The following is a 20,124-nucleotide window of genomic DNA, read 5'->3' on the forward strand; positions in this document are numbered from 1 at the left end:
AAGGCCGAAGCCTTCTATTTAAAGTTTACAACAACTTGAGATCCTTCATGATCACTTAATCTGAATGAACTCATCGCCGTACCATCTACAGTAAAGGAATCAATTATTCCAGATGCTTTACCTTGTGTGTCAACTGTGAGATATCCTGCATCAGCTGCACGCTTGAGATTAGAACGAAGATAGTCGCCCGAAGCAGTGATTTCTAAATCGGTGACATTAACACTGATAACAGTTCCAGAATAATCACCCGGTTTTACATTTTTACCAAGGATATTTGGATCCGAGGAAACAACTGATTTATACTTGTTTCCTTCGAGAACATAATTTGCTTGAATGAGGTCTCGATTAAAGCCTGCTGCCACCATTTGTTCTACAAAGTCATTAAATGCAGTTCCTGCAGAGGGAACTAAAACACTAATTTCCTTGGCATCAACGGCTGTGCAGACTACATTACTCTTCTTACCGGTACTCTTATCGAAGGTGTAGTAAGAACATGCCTCAATTTTACCTTTTAAATTCTCAATCGTTACTGAGATTTCTTGATTTGGTCCTTCGGTCATCGATTCAGCGATGGGTTTACCATCAACACGAATTTCAGATTTATAGCGCACGGCACCAAAGAGCCATGATGGATCATACAGACGTTTTCCATCAACCGTACCACCACTTGGATAGTTCATGGTTATGGTAGATGGTGCAACGGTTAATTGCGACGCATCGGGATAGGTTGCCATCTTAATATCAAAATTAAATTTATTTCCTTTTTGATTCATCATAACTTTATGATCACTGAGTGCTGCTAAGTCTTTTGGACTCGCTTCGGCAAGTTTTAAGAAATCACGTTTGATATAACCTGTAGCAAGGAGGCTTTGGTCCATACCTTCTACTGGCGCTTGATATGGGAATGTTCCCAAGATATGTTGAATATCGGCAACTGAACCCGGGCGGGCAACATCATCACCAGCACCATAGGATTCTTCAATGAGTGTTAGGAGGTAACTGTTGAGTTTACCTGTAAGATTTTGTGATGCTTCATCAACACCGTACTCATCGATGAAGTAAGGATTCTTCTTATCTTTTGAGTCAAAACCGGTCCATGTCGCAATACTGTATTCCGATGTTGCGGTAATCATGAGACGGTCTTTAATTGAATTTCGTGGAACACCTGTAGCATCAGCTGTTTCATCATCATATTTATTCGTTCCAGTTTTACCAAATACAGGGTAGTTACGACGTACTGGCGAGATAACCGGGTTATATGAACTTTCAACTGCATATTTCATAATTCGAGTTGTAAGCCATGCCGATGCATCCGAAATAACAGGTGTTGCAGTGTGCGAAGGAACATAAGGTTCCCGATCACTATCCAAGAACTCGATTCGAGTGACTGTATGAGGCTTAATATAATTTCCATCATTAAACATAACAGCATTGGCACCTGCCAATTCAACTGGACTTACAGTGAAGGTTCCATCACCAATCGCGAAACCAGGACGGAAATTATCCTCGGATACAGAACTGAATCCAAGTTTATTTAAATATTCAACCATCTTTTCATTACCAATGGTATCAATTGTACCTTGTGTTGCTTCAAGGGCAGGAATGTTTCGTGAATCGGCAACGGCCATCATCAATGGAACTTGTCCTAAATAGCGTCCATCATAGTTTCCAATTAGAATATCCGTACCACGATAATTCATCGGTGCGTCTAAGAACACATGTGATGTCGCAAGACCTTGATATTCAAATGCAGGTGCATAAGCAATATGAGGCTTCATAACAGATGCAGGTGAAGAGTTTCTCGCAATGGCGCGGTTATGAAGGAATGCACCATTATAATCGAAACCACCTACAATCCCAGCAATTTCACCGGTATGGTTATTAAGAATAACCGAACCAACTTGAATAGGTCGGTATTCATTTTTTTCTTCATCAACCAATGAAGGGTTTAAATCTGTAATTTTACGATTTTGGAAATCATCAATCCCTTTTTGCACGGTAGGATCCATACTTGTATAAATATTCATGGAAACTTTTCCTGGATCAAGACCCGTAAGTTCTTGGGCTTCTTGATAGGCGACATCGATAAATGCTTGATACTCAAACATTTCGCCTTCGGAAGCAGATGATTCAACAAGTAAATCCTCGACGCGTACTGCTTTCGCAAGTTGGTACTCTTCATCAGTAATATATCCGTGATAATTCATTAAGTAGAGTACTTCTTTTGTACGTTCGTCGGCTGCTTCAATGCTGTAGTAAGGGTTATTCACACTCGGTGCATTAATAACACCAGCCAAGAATGCAGCTTCAGTTAAGTTAATTTCGGAAAGACGCTTACCAAAATATGCTTGGGCCGAAGCATCGGCACCCATTGTACGTGGAACACCATAATTAATCATATTAATATAGAGCTCAAAAATCATTTTTTTGCTAAGAACTTGTTCGCGTTCAAGTTTAGTAGAAAGATAAATTTCTTGCAGTTTACGGTTTACACCCGTTGCTGCATCTTCATTTTCCATAAAATACTGGTTTTTAATTAATTGCATTGTGAGTGTCGACCCACCTTGACCAAAACTAATCGAACCATGTCTTAACGAATCAAGGAGATTGGAAAGTGCTGCTTTGGTAAAGCGTGGAACATCCCAACCGCCATGGACAAAGAAACGAGAATCTTCAACCGCAACAAATGCATCAATTAACGATTGAGGCACTTGATCAAATGTTGTAGGATCGGATTTCTTTGCAGCAGTATTATAAATAGGCTCCCCATTCTTATCAAAAATGGTTGATGCGGATTGTGTTAAAAAGTCATCTTTTTTTAATACAGGTGCATTTTTCATGTTTTTTACGGTAAGTGCACCGACGCCTGTAACGCCAATAATTCCGATTGATACACAAACAATTAAAATCCATGCGACAATGCGTTGTCGTTTCAGTTTTTTCTGTTCAGGTGTTAAGGGTTTTTTATCTTTTTTTGTTTTTGTTTTCTTTTGAGAACCATCCGTATTATTTGATGATCCACGCTTAATATGTGGAATCTCAGGTTCGTTTTTACTTTTTCTATTTGTCATAGACACTCCTTTATATAGACTCTATTAATAATGTCAAGATAATGACAAGGTATTTGATATGTACTTTCAAGTTGATAACCGACAGATCGAATCCACGAAAGGGGTAACGACCGAACATGTTTCTCACTGATATAAGGTACAAAGTCTTTTGCAAAGATCAAATACGTCTCATCAATCGTCCAAAAACGAATGATAAGAAATGCTATGGCACCATGCCGTGAAACCGCAGCAAGATGATCGAGCTGATGTTTATGAAGCGCAGCAAGTGGGAACAAGGTTTTGTTCTTGGTTTCTTTTGCTTCAAAATCAAGAGCGTATCCCTTATATACACCTTGATAATCGGTCGTGGATGCCTGTCTAAAATAAGCTTCAGTGATTTTTGCTTTGTTACGTGAAGGGTAGTCAACATTGACGATTTGAATCGGCGTAGGTTTTTTATGAACTACCGCCATGTCCTTCATAAGATAGTGGTCATTGGTCTTGTTGATATCTTCTTCAAGACTCATACCACGTCTACTTGTAACGCCAGTACCACTGGGTTTGTTGTAAGTTTTTTTTCCAGTTGGATATTGAATCATCTAATCACCAACAATATTATACTATAATTCCCATCAAATATCATATACTAAAAATCTTAGGGGAAAGCGGAGGTTTCCTATTGAACTTCAAACGGTTATTTGTAATAATAGATGAGAGGTGAATTTATGGCACAAAAATTAACGACGCAAGCAATCCTGGATAAAGAGTTCCATGTGGACTTTAAAGGATATAATGCAGTTGAAGTTGATCAATTCCTTGATCAAGTAATGCACGACTATGAATTCTTTGAAGGCATTATCAAAGAACAAAAAGAGTTGTTAGATCGATATGAAACCACATTAGGTCAACAAAAACGCATGCTTTTAGAATATGAAGGAAGAGATCGTGTGTCTAAGGATATGCCAACTCAATTCAGTCATGTAGACATTCTAAAACGTGTCTCACGGCTTGAGGAAGCGGTCTTTAATAATAAAAAATAAATCTTACTAACACGAAAGATAATCGCTGCAGTAAAATGTAGAGGAAAGTCCATGCTCGCACCACCTGAGATGGTGGTAGTGTTTGTGCTCAGTGAATCAATAAGCTGAGGTATAGAGGCATCTATAACGGCAGACCAAAATCCTAAGGGAAACTATGGATGGAGGCTATAAAAGTGCCACAGTGACGAAGTTTCTAGGGAAACCTAGGAAGTGGAACGAGGTAAACCCCATAAGCGAGAAACCCAAAATTGGTAGGGGAACTCACACTACTGAAATGAAGGTAACGTGAGACGTTTTTAAAACGTAGATAAATGATTATCGCAACAGAACATGGCTTAATGAGTGTTAATGCAATTAGGAGTAGAAATACTCCTTTTTTTAATTTCACAAATGCACACGTATTACATTGTAATAAAGTGTAATGATTGTTATAATTATTTTATATGTGTAAGGAAGGTGAGCATAACTTGGAAAAAATTGGCTTAATACTACAAGAACGCCGTAAAGAACAAGGTTACTCATTAGAAGAAATGAGTGTTAAAACGAAATTATCAACCGTACAGTTGAGTGCAATTGAAGAAGGAAATATTCAATTTTTCAAAGACGATTTATCGTATTTGAGCTACTTTGTACGTTATTACGCGAATGCTTTAGATATTGATTATAATGAATTGCGAAGTGAGTTGGATGATACGATTAATGCGTATACAGATTCCATTACGGTTTCACAAATCAAAAAGCAAGATGAAATTACAAGCAATGTCCAAAAAAAATCGAAGCAAGCTAAAGTTAAGAGCAAACCCGCATCGAAAGGCCGTAAGAAAATGGATTTACAAACAATTGCGATGCTCTTGTTTGCGATTGCGATTCTCGCACTATTATTCTTTGGTGGTTATAAATTATTAAGTGGAAGTCTCAATGTCAAAGATCCGATTGAAGATCCAGGAAGTACCATCGTAGTTCCAAAAGAAGATCCAAAAGAAGATGAGAAAGAAGATGAGAAAAAACCAGAAACCGAAAAGCCAAAAGAACCTGAAAAAACAAAACTTGAAGTCGCTCAAAAATCGATTGAAGGATCAAGTGTTGTTTATGAAGTGAAAAACTGGGTTAAGGATGAAAAAGCAACGTTTGATTTTGAATTCCATAATGCTTCTTGGACCTCTTTTACCGAAGATGGACAACAGCTTGCAAATCCAGCTGCTAAGATTTTTAATGCTAATGAGAAAGCAAGTGTTATTCTCAATGTTGCGGATGGGAAGTCACTGGAAGTAACATTTGGTTACATGAATGGTAATGAGATTAAACTGAATGGTGAAAAAGTCGAAATGGATGCATCAATTGCAACATTACCCGACTATGCAACAATTACCTTCAAGTTTGTTGGAGGAGCTAACTAATGAATATCGCAAATAAACTAACCGTCTTTCGAATTATTCTAATACCAATTATTGTATTGGTGGAATTATTTCCTTACAGTCATTTTGGGATTACGGTTCCCTACATAAATATTGATACCGTGATGTTGTCGTATAAAAATATTGCAGTGCTTGTACTGTTTGCGGTCGCATCCTTTACGGATTTCCTTGATGGTTATCTTGCACGCAGTCGTAATATGATTACTGTATTTGGGAAGTTTTTAGATCCAATTGCAGACAAACTTCTTGTAAATACATTATTTATTATTTTCGCCTACCAAGGCATTGTTCCTGTTGTAGCAGTCTTAATTATGATTTGGCGCGATACCATTGTGGATGCAGTGCGAATGTTACTTGCTCAAAAAGGAATGGTTATGGCTGCTGGGTATTTAGGTAAGGTAAAGACTGTTGCGCAAATGATTGCAATTATTTTAGTCTTACTCAATAATCTGCCATTTGAGTTATATCATATTCCAGTTTCATCGATTGCAGTATGGTTTGCAACCTTGATGTCAGTATTAAGTGGGGCTTCGTATGTAATTCAAAGCCGTTCATTCTTTACAGAAAGTATGTAGTCTTTGTTTAGTTTCATATATGGAGGATCGTATGGAAGACGCAAAAAAAGATAAAGTTCTTGATGATGCAATAAAACAAATCGAAAAACAATTTGGTAAGGGTTCAATTATGCGCTTGGGTGATCGAGCTGCGGTTGATATTGACGCTATTAGTTCAGGATCGCTCAGTTTGGATGCTGCACTAGGAATTGGCGGATACCCTAAAGGTCGTATTATTGAAATTTATGGCCCTGAATCAAGCGGTAAAACAACGCTTGCATTACATGCGATTGCGGAAGTGCAAAAAGCGGGTGGTAAAGCTGCATTTATCGATGCTGAAAATGCGATTGATCCTATTTATGCTCAAAATTTAGGTGTTAACATTGACGATTTAATTCTTTCACAACCGGATAGTGGTGAACAAGGATTGGAAATTGTGGATGTCTTAGTTCGTAGCGGTGCTGTTGATTTAATTGTCGTTGACAGTGTTGCGGCACTGGTACCACAAGCGGAACTCGATGGTGAAATGGGTGATGCTCAAGTCGGTTTACAAGCACGAATGATGTCTAAAGCAATGCGTAAGCTATCCGGTGGCATGAACCGAGGGGAATGTACCGCAATTTTCATTAATCAGCTTCGTGAAAAAGTGGGAATTATGTTTGGTAATCCTGAAACAACACCAGGTGGCCGTGCGTTGAAGTTCTACTCTTCAGTTCGACTCGATATTCGTCGCAGTGAACAAATTAAACAAGGGGCGGATATTGTTGGGAATAAAGCCAATATTAAAGTCGTAAAAAATAAAGTAGCACCACCTTTTAGAACCACACAAGTTGAAATCATTTATGGTAAAGGTATTAGTTATATTGGTGAAGTCATTGATCTCGGTGTTCAATATGACTTTATCAATAAGAGTGGATCTTGGTATTCTTACAAAGATGAGAAAATCGGACAGGGTCGTGAAGCGGTTCGAAGTTTCTTAGAAGATAATCCTAAGATAACAGAAGAGATTGCTGCACAGATTCGCGAGATTATTTTACCGAAACGTGAAGTTTTAGAGAAAAAAGAGGATAAAGAATGATAATATATATCATTCTTTTTTTTGTCCTTGTGGAATTCACATTAATAAAGTATTATATAGGTATTAGGAAACTAATTTTTAAATATTTTTTTAATAAAGAAAGAGGAATAGAATGGACAATCAACTATTATATTCCGTCTTAACTGGTATTATTGTTTTTATTTTGACAATTTTTGCGATGATTGTCGTGAATAAATTAGGTTTAAACCGTTCAAAGGAACGTGCAAATTCATTAATTAAAGATGCTGAAGAAAAAGCAGAATCAATAAAAAGAGAAGCACATTTAGAAGCGAAAACTCATGCTTATGAGATCAAACTAAATGCTGAAAAGGAACTTAAGGGGCAGCGTAAGGAACTCCAAGAATATGAAAATAAATTGGATCGCCGTGAAGAAAATCTAAATTTTCGCGATGCAAACTTAGTGACTAAAGATAAAGAAATGTTGAATAAGCAACGTGACTTAGAGGCTAGAACTGCCAAACTAGATAAGATGGAGCAGGCGTTAATCGAACGCACAGAAGTTCAATTAAGAGAATTAGAACGAGTTGCTCATATGCCTGCATCAGAAGCAAAAACAGAACTATTCGAAGTTGTTGAAAAACAAATGGAGCAAGAAGTTCTTACTTACATTCGTGAACAAGAAGAAATGGCTCATCAACGGGCTGAAGACATCGCAAGAAACATAATTTCTCTTGCTATTTCGCGATATGCACAAGAAGAAACAACGCAACGGACCTCTTCGGTCATTACCTTGCCAAGTGAGGAAATGAAGGGCCGTATTATTGGTCGTGAAGGACGTAATATCCGTGCATTTGAAAATGCAACGGGTGTCGATCTATTAATCGATGACACACCTGAAATTATTACATTATCATGTTTTGATCCAATTCGTCGTGAAGTTGCACGAATGGCATTGGATACGCTTATGACTGATGGTCGAATTCAACCAGGTCGTATTGAAGAAGTTGTTGATAAAGCACGTAAAGAACTTTATCAAGTTATTAATAAAACGGGTCAGGATACCTTGTTTGATTTAGGTATTAGTAAGATGGATAAAGAAATTGTAACCATTCTGGGACGTCTGAAATATCGTTATAGCTATGGTCAAAATGCCTTGGCTCATAGTATTGAGGTTGCGAATTTAGCGGGGATGATGGCCGCTGAACTTGGCTTAAATCAAAAACTTGCGAAGCGTGCAGGTCTGCTCCATGATATTGGTAAGGGTCTTGATTTTGAAATCGAGGGTAGCCATGTGGATTTAGGGGTACGTTTAGCGAAGAAACATAATGAACATCCAATTGTGATTAATGCAATTGCATCACATCATGGTGATACTGAAGCAACCAGTGCGATTGCCGTACTTGTCGCAGCGGCGGATACATTAAGTGCAGCACGACCAGGCGCACGCTTTGAGTCATTTGAAAATTATATTCAACGTCTTGAAGAACTTGAAGCGATTGCATCAACTCGTGAAGGAGTTCAACGTGCATTCGCAATTCAAGCAGGTCGTGAATTACGTGTTATGGTTGTACCAGATGAAATCGATGATCTTCAAACGGTAAAACTAGCACGCGATATTCGTCAACAAATAGAAGAAGAACTCACATATCCTGGTCAAATTAAAGTGACTGTGATTCGTGAATTACGCGCAATGGAGTTAGCTAAGTAATGAAGATATTATTTATAGGTGATATCGTAGGAGCAAGTGGTCGACAAATTGTTGTTGACCACTTACCTATGTTAAAAGAGCAATACGAAATAGACTTTACGATTGCAAACGGTGAAAACAGTGCACATGGTAAAGGCATTACAAAGAAAATATACAATCAATTAACCGAAGCAGGTGTGGAGTGCATTACAATGGGAAACCATACATTTGCAAAACGCGAAATTATCGATGATTATGATGCATGTCCGAATCTATTGATACCTGCGAATATTGAACCCATTGATTTTGGAAACTATTATAAAGTTTTTGATGTTCAGGGAAAACAAATTTGTGTGGTAAACCTCTATGGTGAAGCATTTATGAATCGTGTAGGTGATCGGCCTTATCCTTATATGGACTGGCTTTTAGAAAATACGGAGTATGATTACTACTTTGTAGATTTCCATGGAGAATCGACCAGCGAAAAGATGTTATTTGCACATATTTATTCTGAAGAAATTGATGCGATGGTTGGAACCCATACACATGTTCAAACTGCAGATGAACGTATTATTGGCCAGGTAGCCTATATTACGGATGTCGGAATGTGTGGCGCTTGTGATAGTGTTATTGGACGTGACATTGATGAGTTGTATGATCGCGTAATATTAAATGAAAAAACACACTTCAAAGTGGCCAAAGGTGATGCATTCTTAAATGCTGTAGTGATTGATGTTGATGATAAGACGATGAAGTCGAAGTCAATTCAAAGAATTGCAATTTAAAGTAAGTAAAACCAAGCCTTGCTTGGTTTTTTTATTGAAGTTTCTGTGCAAACATTAGTGCTTCGTTTTTAAGTGAAGGAAATCTAGTGTATAATATAGGAAATGGTTTACATCATAATAGAAATTAATTAAAAGGAGATTTTATGGATAAAATTCGTTTTCTCGCATTAGGAGGTCTTGATGAAGATGGCAAGAATATGTCGGTCATTGAGATTAATGACGAGATTTATGTCGTGGATGCAGGTTTAAAATATCCACAAACTGATCAATTGGGTGTCGAAATTGTCATTCCCGATTTATCATATTTAAAGAAAAATAAAAAGCGTGTTAAAGCAATTTTTATCACACACGGTCATGATGACGTAATGGGTGCACTCCCTTATCTTGTAAAGGAAGTAAATGCACCGGTATATGCAACACCTTTGATTGCGCTGATGATTGAAGACTTGTTTAAAGAAAATAAAGTCAAGAATGCGCACATTCACAAAATTAAACGTAACAGTCGTTTTAAAATTGGTGAGCGTCGTTTTGTAGCCTTTGGTTTGACACATTCAATTCCGGATACATTTGGGATTGCAATTGATACAGATCAAGGTTATGTTGTTCATTCAAGTGAGTTTATTATTGATTTTGATGTGCGTAATCAAGGTTTTATGTGTGATGTCGCAAACATCTCTGAATTAGGGAAAAAAGGTGTTTTCTTATTAACAGCCGAGTCTGTTGCTTCGAAACGTCAAGGATTTACTTCCCCAAATCATCGTATTACAAAACGAATTGAACGTGTTTTTGAAGAGACAAATGAACGTATTCTTGTTACTTTATACGAACAAAATATTTACCGACTTATCGAAGTTATTGAGACAGCACAGAAATTTAAACGTAAAGTGTTTTTCTACGGTGAAAAGCAACGCCGTTTGATGAAGCATCTTGAACGTCTTAACTATTACCACATGCCTAAAGGTTTAGAAATTAAGCCAGAGCAGTTTAATAATGATATTAAAGATGTTGTCGTGATTGTATCCGATATTGGTCCAAGTGTGTTCAATAAAATGGGACGCATTGCGATGGGGGAAGATCAACTTGTTGAAGTGAATGAAAACGATCATGTGATTGTTGCATCTCCAGTTGTTCCTGGTACTGAAGCGGTCGCAGGTGCAATGATTAACGAATTGTATAAAGATGGCGTTAAAGTGATGTCACTCAACTATAAAGATGTTATGCCAATGCATGCATCGGTAGAAGATTTAAAAATGATGATTGCACTTCTTAAACCGAAGTATTATGTTCCGGTTAAGGGTGAATATCAAAATCTTGTAGCGAATGCGAGTGTTGCTGTTGATATGGGTATCAGTGCTGGTAATATCGTGATCTTAGACAACGGTCAAGTTGCAGAGTTTGATGAAGGACGTTTAAAGGCTACTTCAGAAATTCTGAAATTAGAAGATATGTTGATTGATGGTAAAGATCATTTAGATACATCAGGATTAGTGCTCCGTGATCGTCAAACATTGGCAACGGATGGATCAATCATCGTAGGTATGGTAATTAATAATAAAACTAAAGAAATTTTGGGCGGACCCGATGTGCAATCACGCGGTGTTATCTACCTAAAAGATGCCGATAATATTATGAAAGAAGTCGGTGTTATTCTTGAACAAACGATTTTGAAACTTGTTGAGAAGCATAAATACGATAATGTTACGGCACGTAATGAAGCTCGTGATGTTATTGCGAAATACATTTACAAACAAACAGGAAAGCGTCCGATGATTTTACCTGTTATTATCGAAATTCATATCTGATAGGGGTGATTGAGTGAGTTCTAAGGGAAAGAAAACTAAAAAAGAACAGCTTAAACAACAAGAGCTTATTAAATTTGTTGTTGAACTCTCTTTGATTGCACTTGCAATTATTGCGATGTTTGAACTGGGTGTCATTGGTCGTTTTTTAAATCAATGCATGCGTGTTTTAGTAGGTCAATATCCAATGCCTTACCATATCTTAATCATAGGTATTACCTTTTATAAAATGATTGATACTGATCATAAACATAAAACGTGGCGTTTTTGGACAGCTGTTGGACTTTTGTTTACAGCAATGATTCTTTCGGTTAATTTCTTTCTACAACCTCAAGCATCCGGTTTATCGGTTATATCCGAGTATTTTAATCGAATTCCTAAGATTTTTATGAATTCGAATGAGAATGCTTATGGTGGTGTAGTGGGAGCCGTTTTATTTGGTTTGTTATCGTATCTTGTAGATCGTGCGGGTGTATTGCTCTTTGTGATTGTCTTAATTCTAAGTGGTCTTGCTCTCTTGTTTACACCTCGAGAAATGTTGCGTAGTGCTCAAAAGAGTACGGATGCTACCAAGTCTGCATTTGAAAAACGTCGTGAACAAAAAGAAGCAAAACGACGTGAGAAAGCACTTCATCAAAAACAAGTTGAATTGGATGAGAAATTAAATGATTATGCATCTGAGACAGAGCCAACGAAAGCTGGGTTTATTTCTTTTGATCCACCTCAAAGTGGTGTTGAACCGACTTCTAAAACTCCGTTTATGACAATGGACGAACCAGCCGCAACGATTCCAAGTGATGTCGCTAAATCTGATGAGAATCCGTTTGGTCTTGAAAATGCAGGTTTAGATCCGGTTTCATTATCAGATAAAACAAGTACACAAGAAGCACTTGAACACGGTGAGGATTTTAGATCCAGTTCATTTGATCATTACAAAGTTCCTTCCATTAACTTATTAGAGGCGGGACGTGGTTCGAATACCTCAAAAGCAAATGTTAGCAGTGCTAAAGATAAAGGTGACCGTTTAATTGCAGTTTTAAAACAGTTTGGTATTGATGCTGCTCTTATGGATATACATATTGGACCAGCAGTTACTAAGTTCGAATTAAAACCGGATAGTAATGTGAAAATCAGTCGCATTGCCTCAATTCAAGATAACTTAATGATGGAATTGGCAGTAAAAACATTACGTATTGAAGCACCAATTCCAGGTAAGAGTGCAGTGGGGATTGAAATTCCCAATGTGGAAATGGTTCCAGTTAAGATGAAAGATGTTGTGATGGGTTCGTCACAATTTATGGCTGAAGATAACATTAATGTTGCTTTGGGTAAAGATCTAACTGGAAAACCGATTACAGTTGCTTTAAATAAAATGCCTCATTTACTTGTGGCGGGGGCAACCGGAAGTGGTAAGTCGGTATGTATGAATACAATTATTACATCCATACTTCTTACGAAGTCACCTGAAGATTTGAAACTTCTCTTGATTGATCCCAAAAAAGTAGAATTTACACCGTATACTGAAATACCACATTTAATTGGTCCGGTTATTGATGATCCGCATAAGGCATCAGCAGCTTTGAAAGTTGTTGTTGAGGAGATGGAACAACGTTATGATTTATTTTCAAAAGCTGGGGTGCGAAATATTGGATCTTATAATGAGAAAGTGAAAGCCTTCCCTGCGGAAAATCTGACAAAATTACCGTGGATTGTCGTTATTATTGACGAGTTGGCAGATTTAATGTCTGTTGCCGGTAAAGAGGTTGAGACAAGTATTCAAAGAATTACTCAACTTGCGCGTGCTGCGGGGATACATCTTATTGTCGCGACGCAGCGACCATCCGTGGATGTTGTAACAGGAATCATTAAGGCAAATATTCCTTCGAGAATTGCTTTTGCGGTGTCAAGTGCAATTGATTCGCGTACCATCTTGGATGAGACCGGTGCCGAAAAATTGCTTGGATATGGCGATATGTTGTATGTACCAATGGGTGAACCGCATGCAATTCGTGTTCAGGGATGTTATGTCAGTGATGACGAAGTTAAGAAAATTGCGGATAAAGCAAGTGCCCAAGCAAAACCACGATTTGATGATTCCTTTATTAAATTAGATGGTGTTGATGGAAACCAAGGGGTCTTGGGTGTGGAAGAAGATCCACTTTACCAAGAAGCTCAAGAATATGTTGTTCGTCAGAAAAAAGCATCAACATCTCTATTACAACGCCGTTTTAGAATTGGATATAATCGTGCAGCCAATATGATCGATGCCTTAGAACAAAATGGTGTCATTGGTCCAGCTCAGGGTAGTAAACCCCGCGATGTTTATTTAAAATTAGATGATCTTGAACAAGAGAGCGCTTTATAGCGCTTTTTTATTTGTCTCCATTACCTTATATTTGTCATTTATCGTTAAATATATGGGAGTTGTGTTAAGTTTATGTATATTACGAGAACAAATTGTGCGAATGTAGTGAAATTTTCTTAAAAATAGTGTATATTGATACCGTTAGTCTAAATTTTTATATTTGGATTCATGGGAGGGTATATGAAAAGAAAGCTATTTGCACTTTTGATGGCTGTGGTCATGTTTGTATCAACTGGAGTTCAGTTGGATGCAGATACAGCACGTGTCGCAAATCAAAACAGTCTTATAACTGATTTTAATTTCTCAAATACTAATTTAAACCATGGGTATGAAACCAGCGTTACAGTTCAATTTGCGGAATCCGGAAATCGCAAGTTGAATTCTGGTGATGTTATGGAACTCCGATTACCAATGGAGCAGAAAGTAGATTCGAATGGATCTCCTTATTCCGTGGGACTCAAAGGAATCTCACAAACGATTAAGCTTACCATGCCTGGGGTTGAAAAACCACTCGGTCATGTCTATGTGACAGAAAGTAATGTTCATGTTGTGTTTACAGATGAAGTAGATCAACTCAACAATATTGCAGGTTCTTTCACATTTAGAGTTGAAGGATTTAATGATAATACACAAAACATCAAAGAAACACTGTATACCAATCTTGGAACGAATGTTTCTCAAAAGTCGGTACAAATTGAAGGTCAATTTCAAGGAAGTGGTTCTTATGAGATGTTTGCGAAATTGGGCGGAATGTCCCGTGAAGAGGAAGAGGTCGTGCGATGGGTTCTTCTATTAAACGGTGAACGCGAACCCTTTATGTCTGAGATGACGGTACGCGATACAATTGGAACGGGTCATGAATACATGCCAGGATCCTTAGTATTTATGGTTACCGATCATACCGGAAATCGCTTTACGGTTAGTGAACAGGCGTTTCGAGATCAGTATGGTGGCGTATGGATTAATGGTCAGTCTTTAATTGTGGCAACCCATCCAGGCAAATTACACTATACTTCAATTGAAGTCATGTATAACACCAAAATCACAGATTTGAAACAGGCTGAGATGGAAAATAAAGCTGTGGCGAGTTTTTATGATCATGAAGGCTATCCCCAAACCATTGAAAAAGATGTATCTGTTGAAAATCATTATGCATCCGGTTCGATTGTTGGTAATAAGCCAAAGCCTGGTGTTTTACGAATTGTGAAAGTCGTTGATGGAACTGAAACACCTGTATCTGGTGTTACTTTTACTGTGAAAAATGATCGTGGTGCTCTTATTGAACGTGTTACTACAGATGAATCTGGCGTAATTAATCTTTCGCTTAAAGATGGTCGTTACACCATTGAAGAAGTTGAAGCACCTTCTTGGCTTGTGGTTGATTCAAAACCAATCACGGTAGATGTAGATCAAAATGCGGAAGTTGGTACTTTAGCCGTATTTAAAAATGAAATTAAGAAAACAAATGTTAAAGTATCCAAAAAATGGGTTGGTGGTCCTTCGCCACATCCTGTAGTTGCATTTAACTTAATGCAAACAGTTGATGGCGTTACAACCGAATCAGGTCGTATTTTGACGCTTGAAGGCGGAAAATCATCTGTTGTTTTTGAAGACCTTCCTCAAGCAACCGCTACGGGTCAAACGATTACCTATTCTGTAGAAGAAGCAGGTTTCGCAACGGATGAGTATCAGGTTGACATCACACCAATTAATGAAAACAATGAAATTTTTGTTACGAATACATTTATTAAAGATACCGAGTTGACGGATTTTAAAGTCTTTAAAACATGGAAGGGTGGACCTTCTGCGAAACCATCTGTTTCTGTTCAACTTTATGCAAATGGTGAACTTGTTGAAGGAAGCATCCTTGAAATTCCATCCGGTCAAAGCTCTGTAACGTTTAAAGATTTACCGGCTTATAAGGGTGGTGTTGCGATTGATTATAGTATTCGTGAGGTTGACGTACCTGAAAATTATAAAGAAAACATTATTAAACCGAATCATATTGAAAATGAATACTTATTAAAAGACGTAACAATGACCAAAAAATGGGTCGGAGGGAATCCTGTTCGTCCTGAAACGAAGTATGTTTTAGTTGCGGATGGTGTTGATACACAAAATACGATAACCCTAACCCAACAAACCAGTCATACATTCAAAGATATGCCTAAGTATAATGAACAAGGCAAAGAAATTGTTTACAGCGTACGTGAAGTTGTCATTCCAGAAGGATATGATGCATCGTATAGCGACGATGGTTTAACGGTCACAAATACATTCCGTATGGAGTATGTCGATGTGACTGCAAATAAAGTTTGGGTGGATTCCTTGAACCAAGGCAATCATCCTACTGTAAGATTTCAATTATTCCAAAGTATTGATGGCGTTTCTTCGGCAGTTAATGGGGTCTATCAAGATTTAAGTGAGGGATCTGTTACATTCAAGAACCTTCCTAAAACAACTCAAGACGGAAAATCAATCCGTTATTTTGTACGCGAAGCGAATATTCCTAAACACTATGAGGTTCACTACAGTGCCGATGGTTTAACCGTTACCAATACGTTCAAACCGGATATGATCTCTGTAAATGTTGAGAAAATATGGAATCATGGTCCGGAAGTACGTCCTGAAATTGAGATTCAACTCTACGCAAATGGAGTTCCGGTTTCAAATGGAAAACGAACTTTAAGAAATGGTCAAACGAATCTAGTTTATCGAAATCTACCAAAACAAGATCATGATGGAGATATTGTCTATTCTGTTAAGGAATTAACGCAATTGGATCATTATGTAACTCGATATGAAGGGTCGGGTACAGATTTGAAGATTATTAATGATTACCAAATACCGACCAAAGCCATTATTGCGCGTAAAGTATGGGAAGGCGGACCGAGTCCAAGACCTACCATCTCACTTGTGCTGTCAAAACGGGTTGAAGGCTCCAATGAAATTCTACCGGTTCCACTTGCACCAATCGAACTTAAAGATGGTGAAACGGAGGCTCATTTTGGTGACCTTCCAATTAAAACATTGGATGGGAAAACGATTACCTATTTCGCCAATGAGGTCGAAGTGCCGCAGGGTTATTTAGGTTTGAATTCATTTTCAGATCCTTTAACGGTTATTAATCGTTTTGACGTCAAAACAGGCCCAATTTATGGTAAAAAAGTATGGCGTGGTGGACCGGAACTTAAACCGGAAATCGAGATTAAGCTTCAAGAGCGTTATGAAGGCGAAACAGATTATCGTGACAGCGGTGTTGCATCAAAAATTTTAAAAAGTGGTAGTGATACGGTACGATTTGATTCAATGCCAACCTTTGCACTTGATGGACGTCGTATTGAATATAAACTTAAAGAAGTGAACATACCAAATGGTTACACTCAAATTGAAAGCTTGAATAACCTTGAATTAATCAATGCTTATGATCAAGGTAATACATCAGTTACCGCTCGAAAGATATGGGTGGGTGGACACAAGGAGACGGTAACACTACGACTTTATCAAGCCATAGATGGTGTTGAAACACCAGTACCTAATGGGGAACGTGTTTTAAAAGAATCAGAAGAACAAGTTGTAACATTTACAGATTTACCCAAACGTACAATGGATGGGAAAACAATTACGTATTTTGTTCGTGAATCCGGAGTACCAGAAAATTATGCTGTTACATACAGTGCTGATCGCTTAACGGTTACCAACACCTTCCAAGAAGGGGTGACACACTTAAACGTCAAAAAAATATGGCAGGGAGGTCCTGGACCTTCAATTCCATTAGAACTTGAGCTCATTCGCAATGGTGAGTCGACGGGGATGATTCAAAGCATGATGCCTGGCGATAACGATATTGTCTTTGCGAACTTACCGAAATTTAATGAGGACAATGTGCCTTATTTATATAGTGTTCGTGAAGTTAATGAGATTGAACATTATAGTCTTGAAAATATTTCGCATGACGGTGATACCAGTGTAACCTTAACGAATGTCTATGATTATGGTTTGCGTGATGTGATTGCGAAAAAGGTATGGACTAATGGTATCAGTCCACGTCCTGATATTGAGTTTGAACTACGTCGTACGACATCCCCATCCGATAAAGTAGGGGAGTCAACGGGTATGATTCAAACCTTACGTGATGGAGAAACAACTACCGTTTTCGAAGATTTAGAAGTACGTGATGACGAAGGTAAAACGTATACGTATTTTGTTAAGGAATTAACGTCGGTACCCAATACGGTAACGCAATACAGTCCCGATGGCTTAACAGTTTATAATCACTACGTATCACCGACGACATCCATTCGTATTCTAAAAACATGGGTTGATGGACCTGAAGTTCGTCCTGACACCACATTCCAATTAACGCGACGCTTAAAAGGGACACACGATGAATTTAAAGATGTATTAGGTATGCAAGAACAATTACCTTCGGGTCAATCCCATCTTGATTTTGTGGATGTTCCTCAAAATGATCATCAAGGTAAACCGTATGAATACGCTGTTCGCGAAGTTTCTGTACCCGAAAACTATACAGTTTCCGTAGCACCGATAACAGACGCGAATACAATCGAGGTTACCAATACATATCATGCGCCATTAAAAACGGTGAGTGCCTTTAAAGTATGGTCTGGTGGCGAAAAAGCACGGGACAATGTTGTTTTTGAGTTGTATCGTCGTGTTGAAGATAAAGCCTTTGAAGCTGTACCGAATCAAAAAGAGACACTGACACCTTCGATGGCTTCGGTATCGTTTACAGACGTTCCTGAGTTTGATACGCAAGGACGACGTTATGAGTATCGCGTAAAAGAAATACAAGGACCTGAGTTCTTTGATGCTTCTTACAGCGATGATGGCTTAACGGTAACCAATACTTACAATCCAGGTGTAACGGAGGTTGCATTTAAAAAAGTATGGATTGATGGTCCCGAAACACATCCTACAATTGTAGTTGATTTATACGCGAATAACGTTAAAACAGAACATGCACTGACGCTCCAACATGGAGAACATGAAGCATCCTTTACAGACCTACCAAAACGTGATGAGGCAGGTATTGATATTGTATATACAGTACAAGAACGTGATGTTCCTGAAAATTACGATGTATCCTATCAAGGAACAACAATCACAAATACCTTTAATCAAGGCATGCGTGATGTAAGTGCGACAAAACGATGGAATGGTGGCCCAATGTCACGTCCAAATGTTACCTTCGAGCTTTACGCTGATCAAAAGGCTACAGGGATGACCCAAGTTCTTGCTTCTGGCGAGAAGACGGTTACCTTTGCGGATGTGCCTGTTTATACAGCACAAGGAACAAAAATTGTGTATCGTGTTGAAGAAGTGAATGTACCTGAACATTATGACGTAAGTTATAGTTCAGATGGACTTACCGTAACCAATACGTATAAGCAAGGAATTCGTGATGTGATTGCAACGAAGAAATGGGTGGGTGGTGCATCAAGCAATCGTCCAACCGTGATTTTTGATTTATATGCAGATGGCGTTAAGACGGATCAATCGGCAACCTTGCAAGACGGCACGACACAAGCACGTTTCACAAAACTGCCAGTTCGTAATCAAGATGGATCAATCATTCACTATTCGGTTCAAGAACGTACGAAACATGAAGCGTATGACGTAAGCTATAGTGCAGACGGATTAACCGTAACGAATACCTTCAATCCAGGTTCTCAAACCATCACTGCCCATAAAGTATGGGTTGGTGGACCAGATGATAAACCGGATGTCGTCTTTGAACTTTATGCCAACAACAAACCCCTTGGTGTGAAAAAAATCTTAGGGTCGGGTGTGAAGTCGGTTAGTTTCAGAGGTCAGCCTGTTTTTGATGACTTTGGAAAACGCATTAAATATCATATTGTGGAACATGATGTTCCCGGTTATAAAATTACATACAGTGCGGATGGTTTAACCGCAATTAATACCTATACAAAAATAGATAATGGAGTTGGTTCCCTAAACAACAGACCAACGAAACCATCAGTACCACCACTTCATGGAGTTAATGTATTAGGAATGAGTAAAGATCGCTTAAGTGCTCTTCCAAATACAGGGGTTGGTGGATCGCAAATGCAGTATACTGCTGCATTGGGTCTTATTGCGATGGGATTAATTCTAAGACGCAAAAAAAGAAAATAGCCTAAAAAACCTACATAAACGTAGGTTTTTTTTATTGTGCAAAATCTTGTGTATTTAATGCCATAAATAAGTGAACAATTGCTTAAGTTTGTTCATTAGATACATTTTGTAAGGAATCGTGATAACTTTGTGATGAAAAGGTGCAAAAATGTGTAAGTTTTGTGACAAAGGTCATATACTACATATACAAAGAGATTGTGAACAGGTCATGAAAGTTCACAAGTAAAGGAG

Annotated in this window: 11 protein-coding genes and 1 other RNA gene; 10 read left to right on the top strand and 2 right to left on the bottom strand. The window is 38.1% G+C overall.

The features are described from left to right. Window positions 1–14: 14 nt before the first annotated feature. Window positions 15–3,071, bottom strand: coding sequence for a transglycosylase domain-containing protein (locus AAG186_RS03385; RefSeq protein ID WP_342622004.1), 3,057 nt, complete (start codon window positions 3,069–3,071; stop codon window positions 15–17). Then, on the bottom strand, window positions 3,068–3,649 hold the full coding sequence (gene recU / locus AAG186_RS03390) for a Holliday junction resolvase RecU (protein WP_161636593.1): 582 nt from the start codon (window positions 3,647–3,649) through the stop codon (window positions 3,068–3,070). Before recU ends, AAG186_RS03385 begins: the two co-directional genes overlap by 4 nt. Window positions 3,650–3,775: 126 nt before the next feature. Between recU and AAG186_RS03395 the strand changes: the two genes are divergently transcribed. The 10 genes from AAG186_RS03395 to AAG186_RS03440 all read left to right on the top strand — a co-directional run bounded on the left by AAG186_RS03395 (window position 3,776) and on the right by AAG186_RS03440 (window position 19,893). Continuing rightward, window positions 3,776–4,090 carry a DivIVA domain-containing protein gene (locus AAG186_RS03395; protein ID WP_013852834.1) on the top strand — a complete coding sequence of 105 codons (315 nt, stop codon included), beginning with the start codon at window positions 3,776–3,778 and terminating at the stop codon, window positions 4,088–4,090. A 9-nt stretch (window positions 4,091–4,099) separates the two neighbouring features. Next, an RNA gene (rnpB, locus tag AAG186_RS03400) (RNase P RNA component class B) lies at window positions 4,100–4,431 on the top strand. A 126-nt stretch (window positions 4,432–4,557) separates the two neighbouring features. Continuing rightward, window positions 4,558–5,487, top strand: coding sequence for a helix-turn-helix domain-containing protein (locus tag AAG186_RS03405; RefSeq protein WP_237558265.1), 930 nt, complete (start codon window positions 4,558–4,560; stop codon window positions 5,485–5,487). After that, the gene (gene pgsA / locus AAG186_RS03410) at window positions 5,487–6,080 is read left to right on the top strand and encodes a CDP-diacylglycerol--glycerol-3-phosphate 3-phosphatidyltransferase (protein WP_125164628.1); all 594 of its coding nucleotides are present in this window, start codon (window positions 5,487–5,489) and stop codon (window positions 6,078–6,080) included. The genes AAG186_RS03405 and pgsA overlap by 1 nt, the downstream gene beginning before the upstream one ends. Window positions 6,081–6,111: 31 nt before the next feature. Continuing rightward, window positions 6,112–7,137 carry a recombinase RecA gene (gene recA, locus AAG186_RS03415; RefSeq protein ID WP_331836117.1) on the top strand — a complete coding sequence of 342 codons (1,026 nt, stop codon included), beginning with the start codon at window positions 6,112–6,114 and terminating at the stop codon, window positions 7,135–7,137. A 112-nt stretch (window positions 7,138–7,249) separates the two neighbouring features. Further along, complete coding sequence (gene rny / locus AAG186_RS03420) at window positions 7,250–8,806, top strand: ribonuclease Y (protein ID WP_161636590.1); 1,557 nt, start codon at window positions 7,250–7,252, stop codon at window positions 8,804–8,806. Then, the gene (locus AAG186_RS03425; RefSeq protein WP_125164625.1) at window positions 8,806–9,570 is read left to right on the top strand and encodes a TIGR00282 family metallophosphoesterase; all 765 of its coding nucleotides are present in this window, start codon (window positions 8,806–8,808) and stop codon (window positions 9,568–9,570) included. The genes rny and AAG186_RS03425 overlap by 1 nt, the downstream gene beginning before the upstream one ends. A gap of 143 nt (window positions 9,571–9,713) precedes the next feature. Next, on the top strand, window positions 9,714–11,372 hold the full coding sequence (locus AAG186_RS03430) for a ribonuclease J (RefSeq protein WP_003773289.1): 1,659 nt from the start codon (window positions 9,714–9,716) through the stop codon (window positions 11,370–11,372). Window positions 11,373–11,385: 13 nt separating this feature from the next. Next, window positions 11,386–13,734, top strand: coding sequence for a DNA translocase FtsK (locus AAG186_RS03435; RefSeq protein ID WP_342622005.1), 2,349 nt, complete (start codon window positions 11,386–11,388; stop codon window positions 13,732–13,734). 180 nt (window positions 13,735–13,914) lie between these two features. Further along, entirely contained in the window at window positions 13,915–19,893 is a 5,979-nt protein-coding gene (locus AAG186_RS03440) for a Cna B-type domain-containing protein (RefSeq protein ID WP_342622006.1), read from the top strand. The last annotated feature ends 231 nt before the right edge of the window (window positions 19,894–20,124 follow it).

The sequence above is a fragment of the Erysipelothrix sp. P66 genome (assembly GCF_038682365.1).
Lineage (GTDB): Bacteria > Bacillota_I > Bacilli_A > Erysipelotrichales > Erysipelotrichaceae > Erysipelothrix > Erysipelothrix piscisicarius.

What these genes read in the sequence shown, in the direction of transcription:
- recU (WP_161636593.1), bottom strand. Translation starts at nt 3,649, where the DNA reads ATGATTCAATATCCAACTGGAAAAAAAACTTACAACAAACCCAGTGGT.
- recA (WP_331836117.1), top strand. Translation starts at nt 6,112, where the DNA reads ATGGAAGACGCAAAAAAAGATAAAGTTCTTGATGATGCAATAAAACAA.
- AAG186_RS03395 (WP_013852834.1), top strand. Translation starts at nt 3,776, where the DNA reads ATGGCACAAAAATTAACGACGCAAGCAATCCTGGATAAAGAGTTCCAT.
- AAG186_RS03385 (WP_342622004.1), bottom strand. Translation starts at nt 3,071, where the DNA reads ATGACAAATAGAAAAAGTAAAAACGAACCTGAGATTCCACATATTAAG.
- rny (WP_161636590.1), top strand. Translation starts at nt 7,250, where the DNA reads ATGGACAATCAACTATTATATTCCGTCTTAACTGGTATTATTGTTTTT.
- AAG186_RS03440 (WP_342622006.1), top strand. Translation starts at nt 13,915, where the DNA reads ATGAAAAGAAAGCTATTTGCACTTTTGATGGCTGTGGTCATGTTTGTA.
- pgsA (WP_125164628.1), top strand. Translation starts at nt 5,487, where the DNA reads ATGAATATCGCAAATAAACTAACCGTCTTTCGAATTATTCTAATACCA.
- AAG186_RS03430 (WP_003773289.1), top strand. Translation starts at nt 9,714, where the DNA reads ATGGATAAAATTCGTTTTCTCGCATTAGGAGGTCTTGATGAAGATGGC.
- AAG186_RS03425 (WP_125164625.1), top strand. Translation starts at nt 8,806, where the DNA reads ATGAAGATATTATTTATAGGTGATATCGTAGGAGCAAGTGGTCGACAA.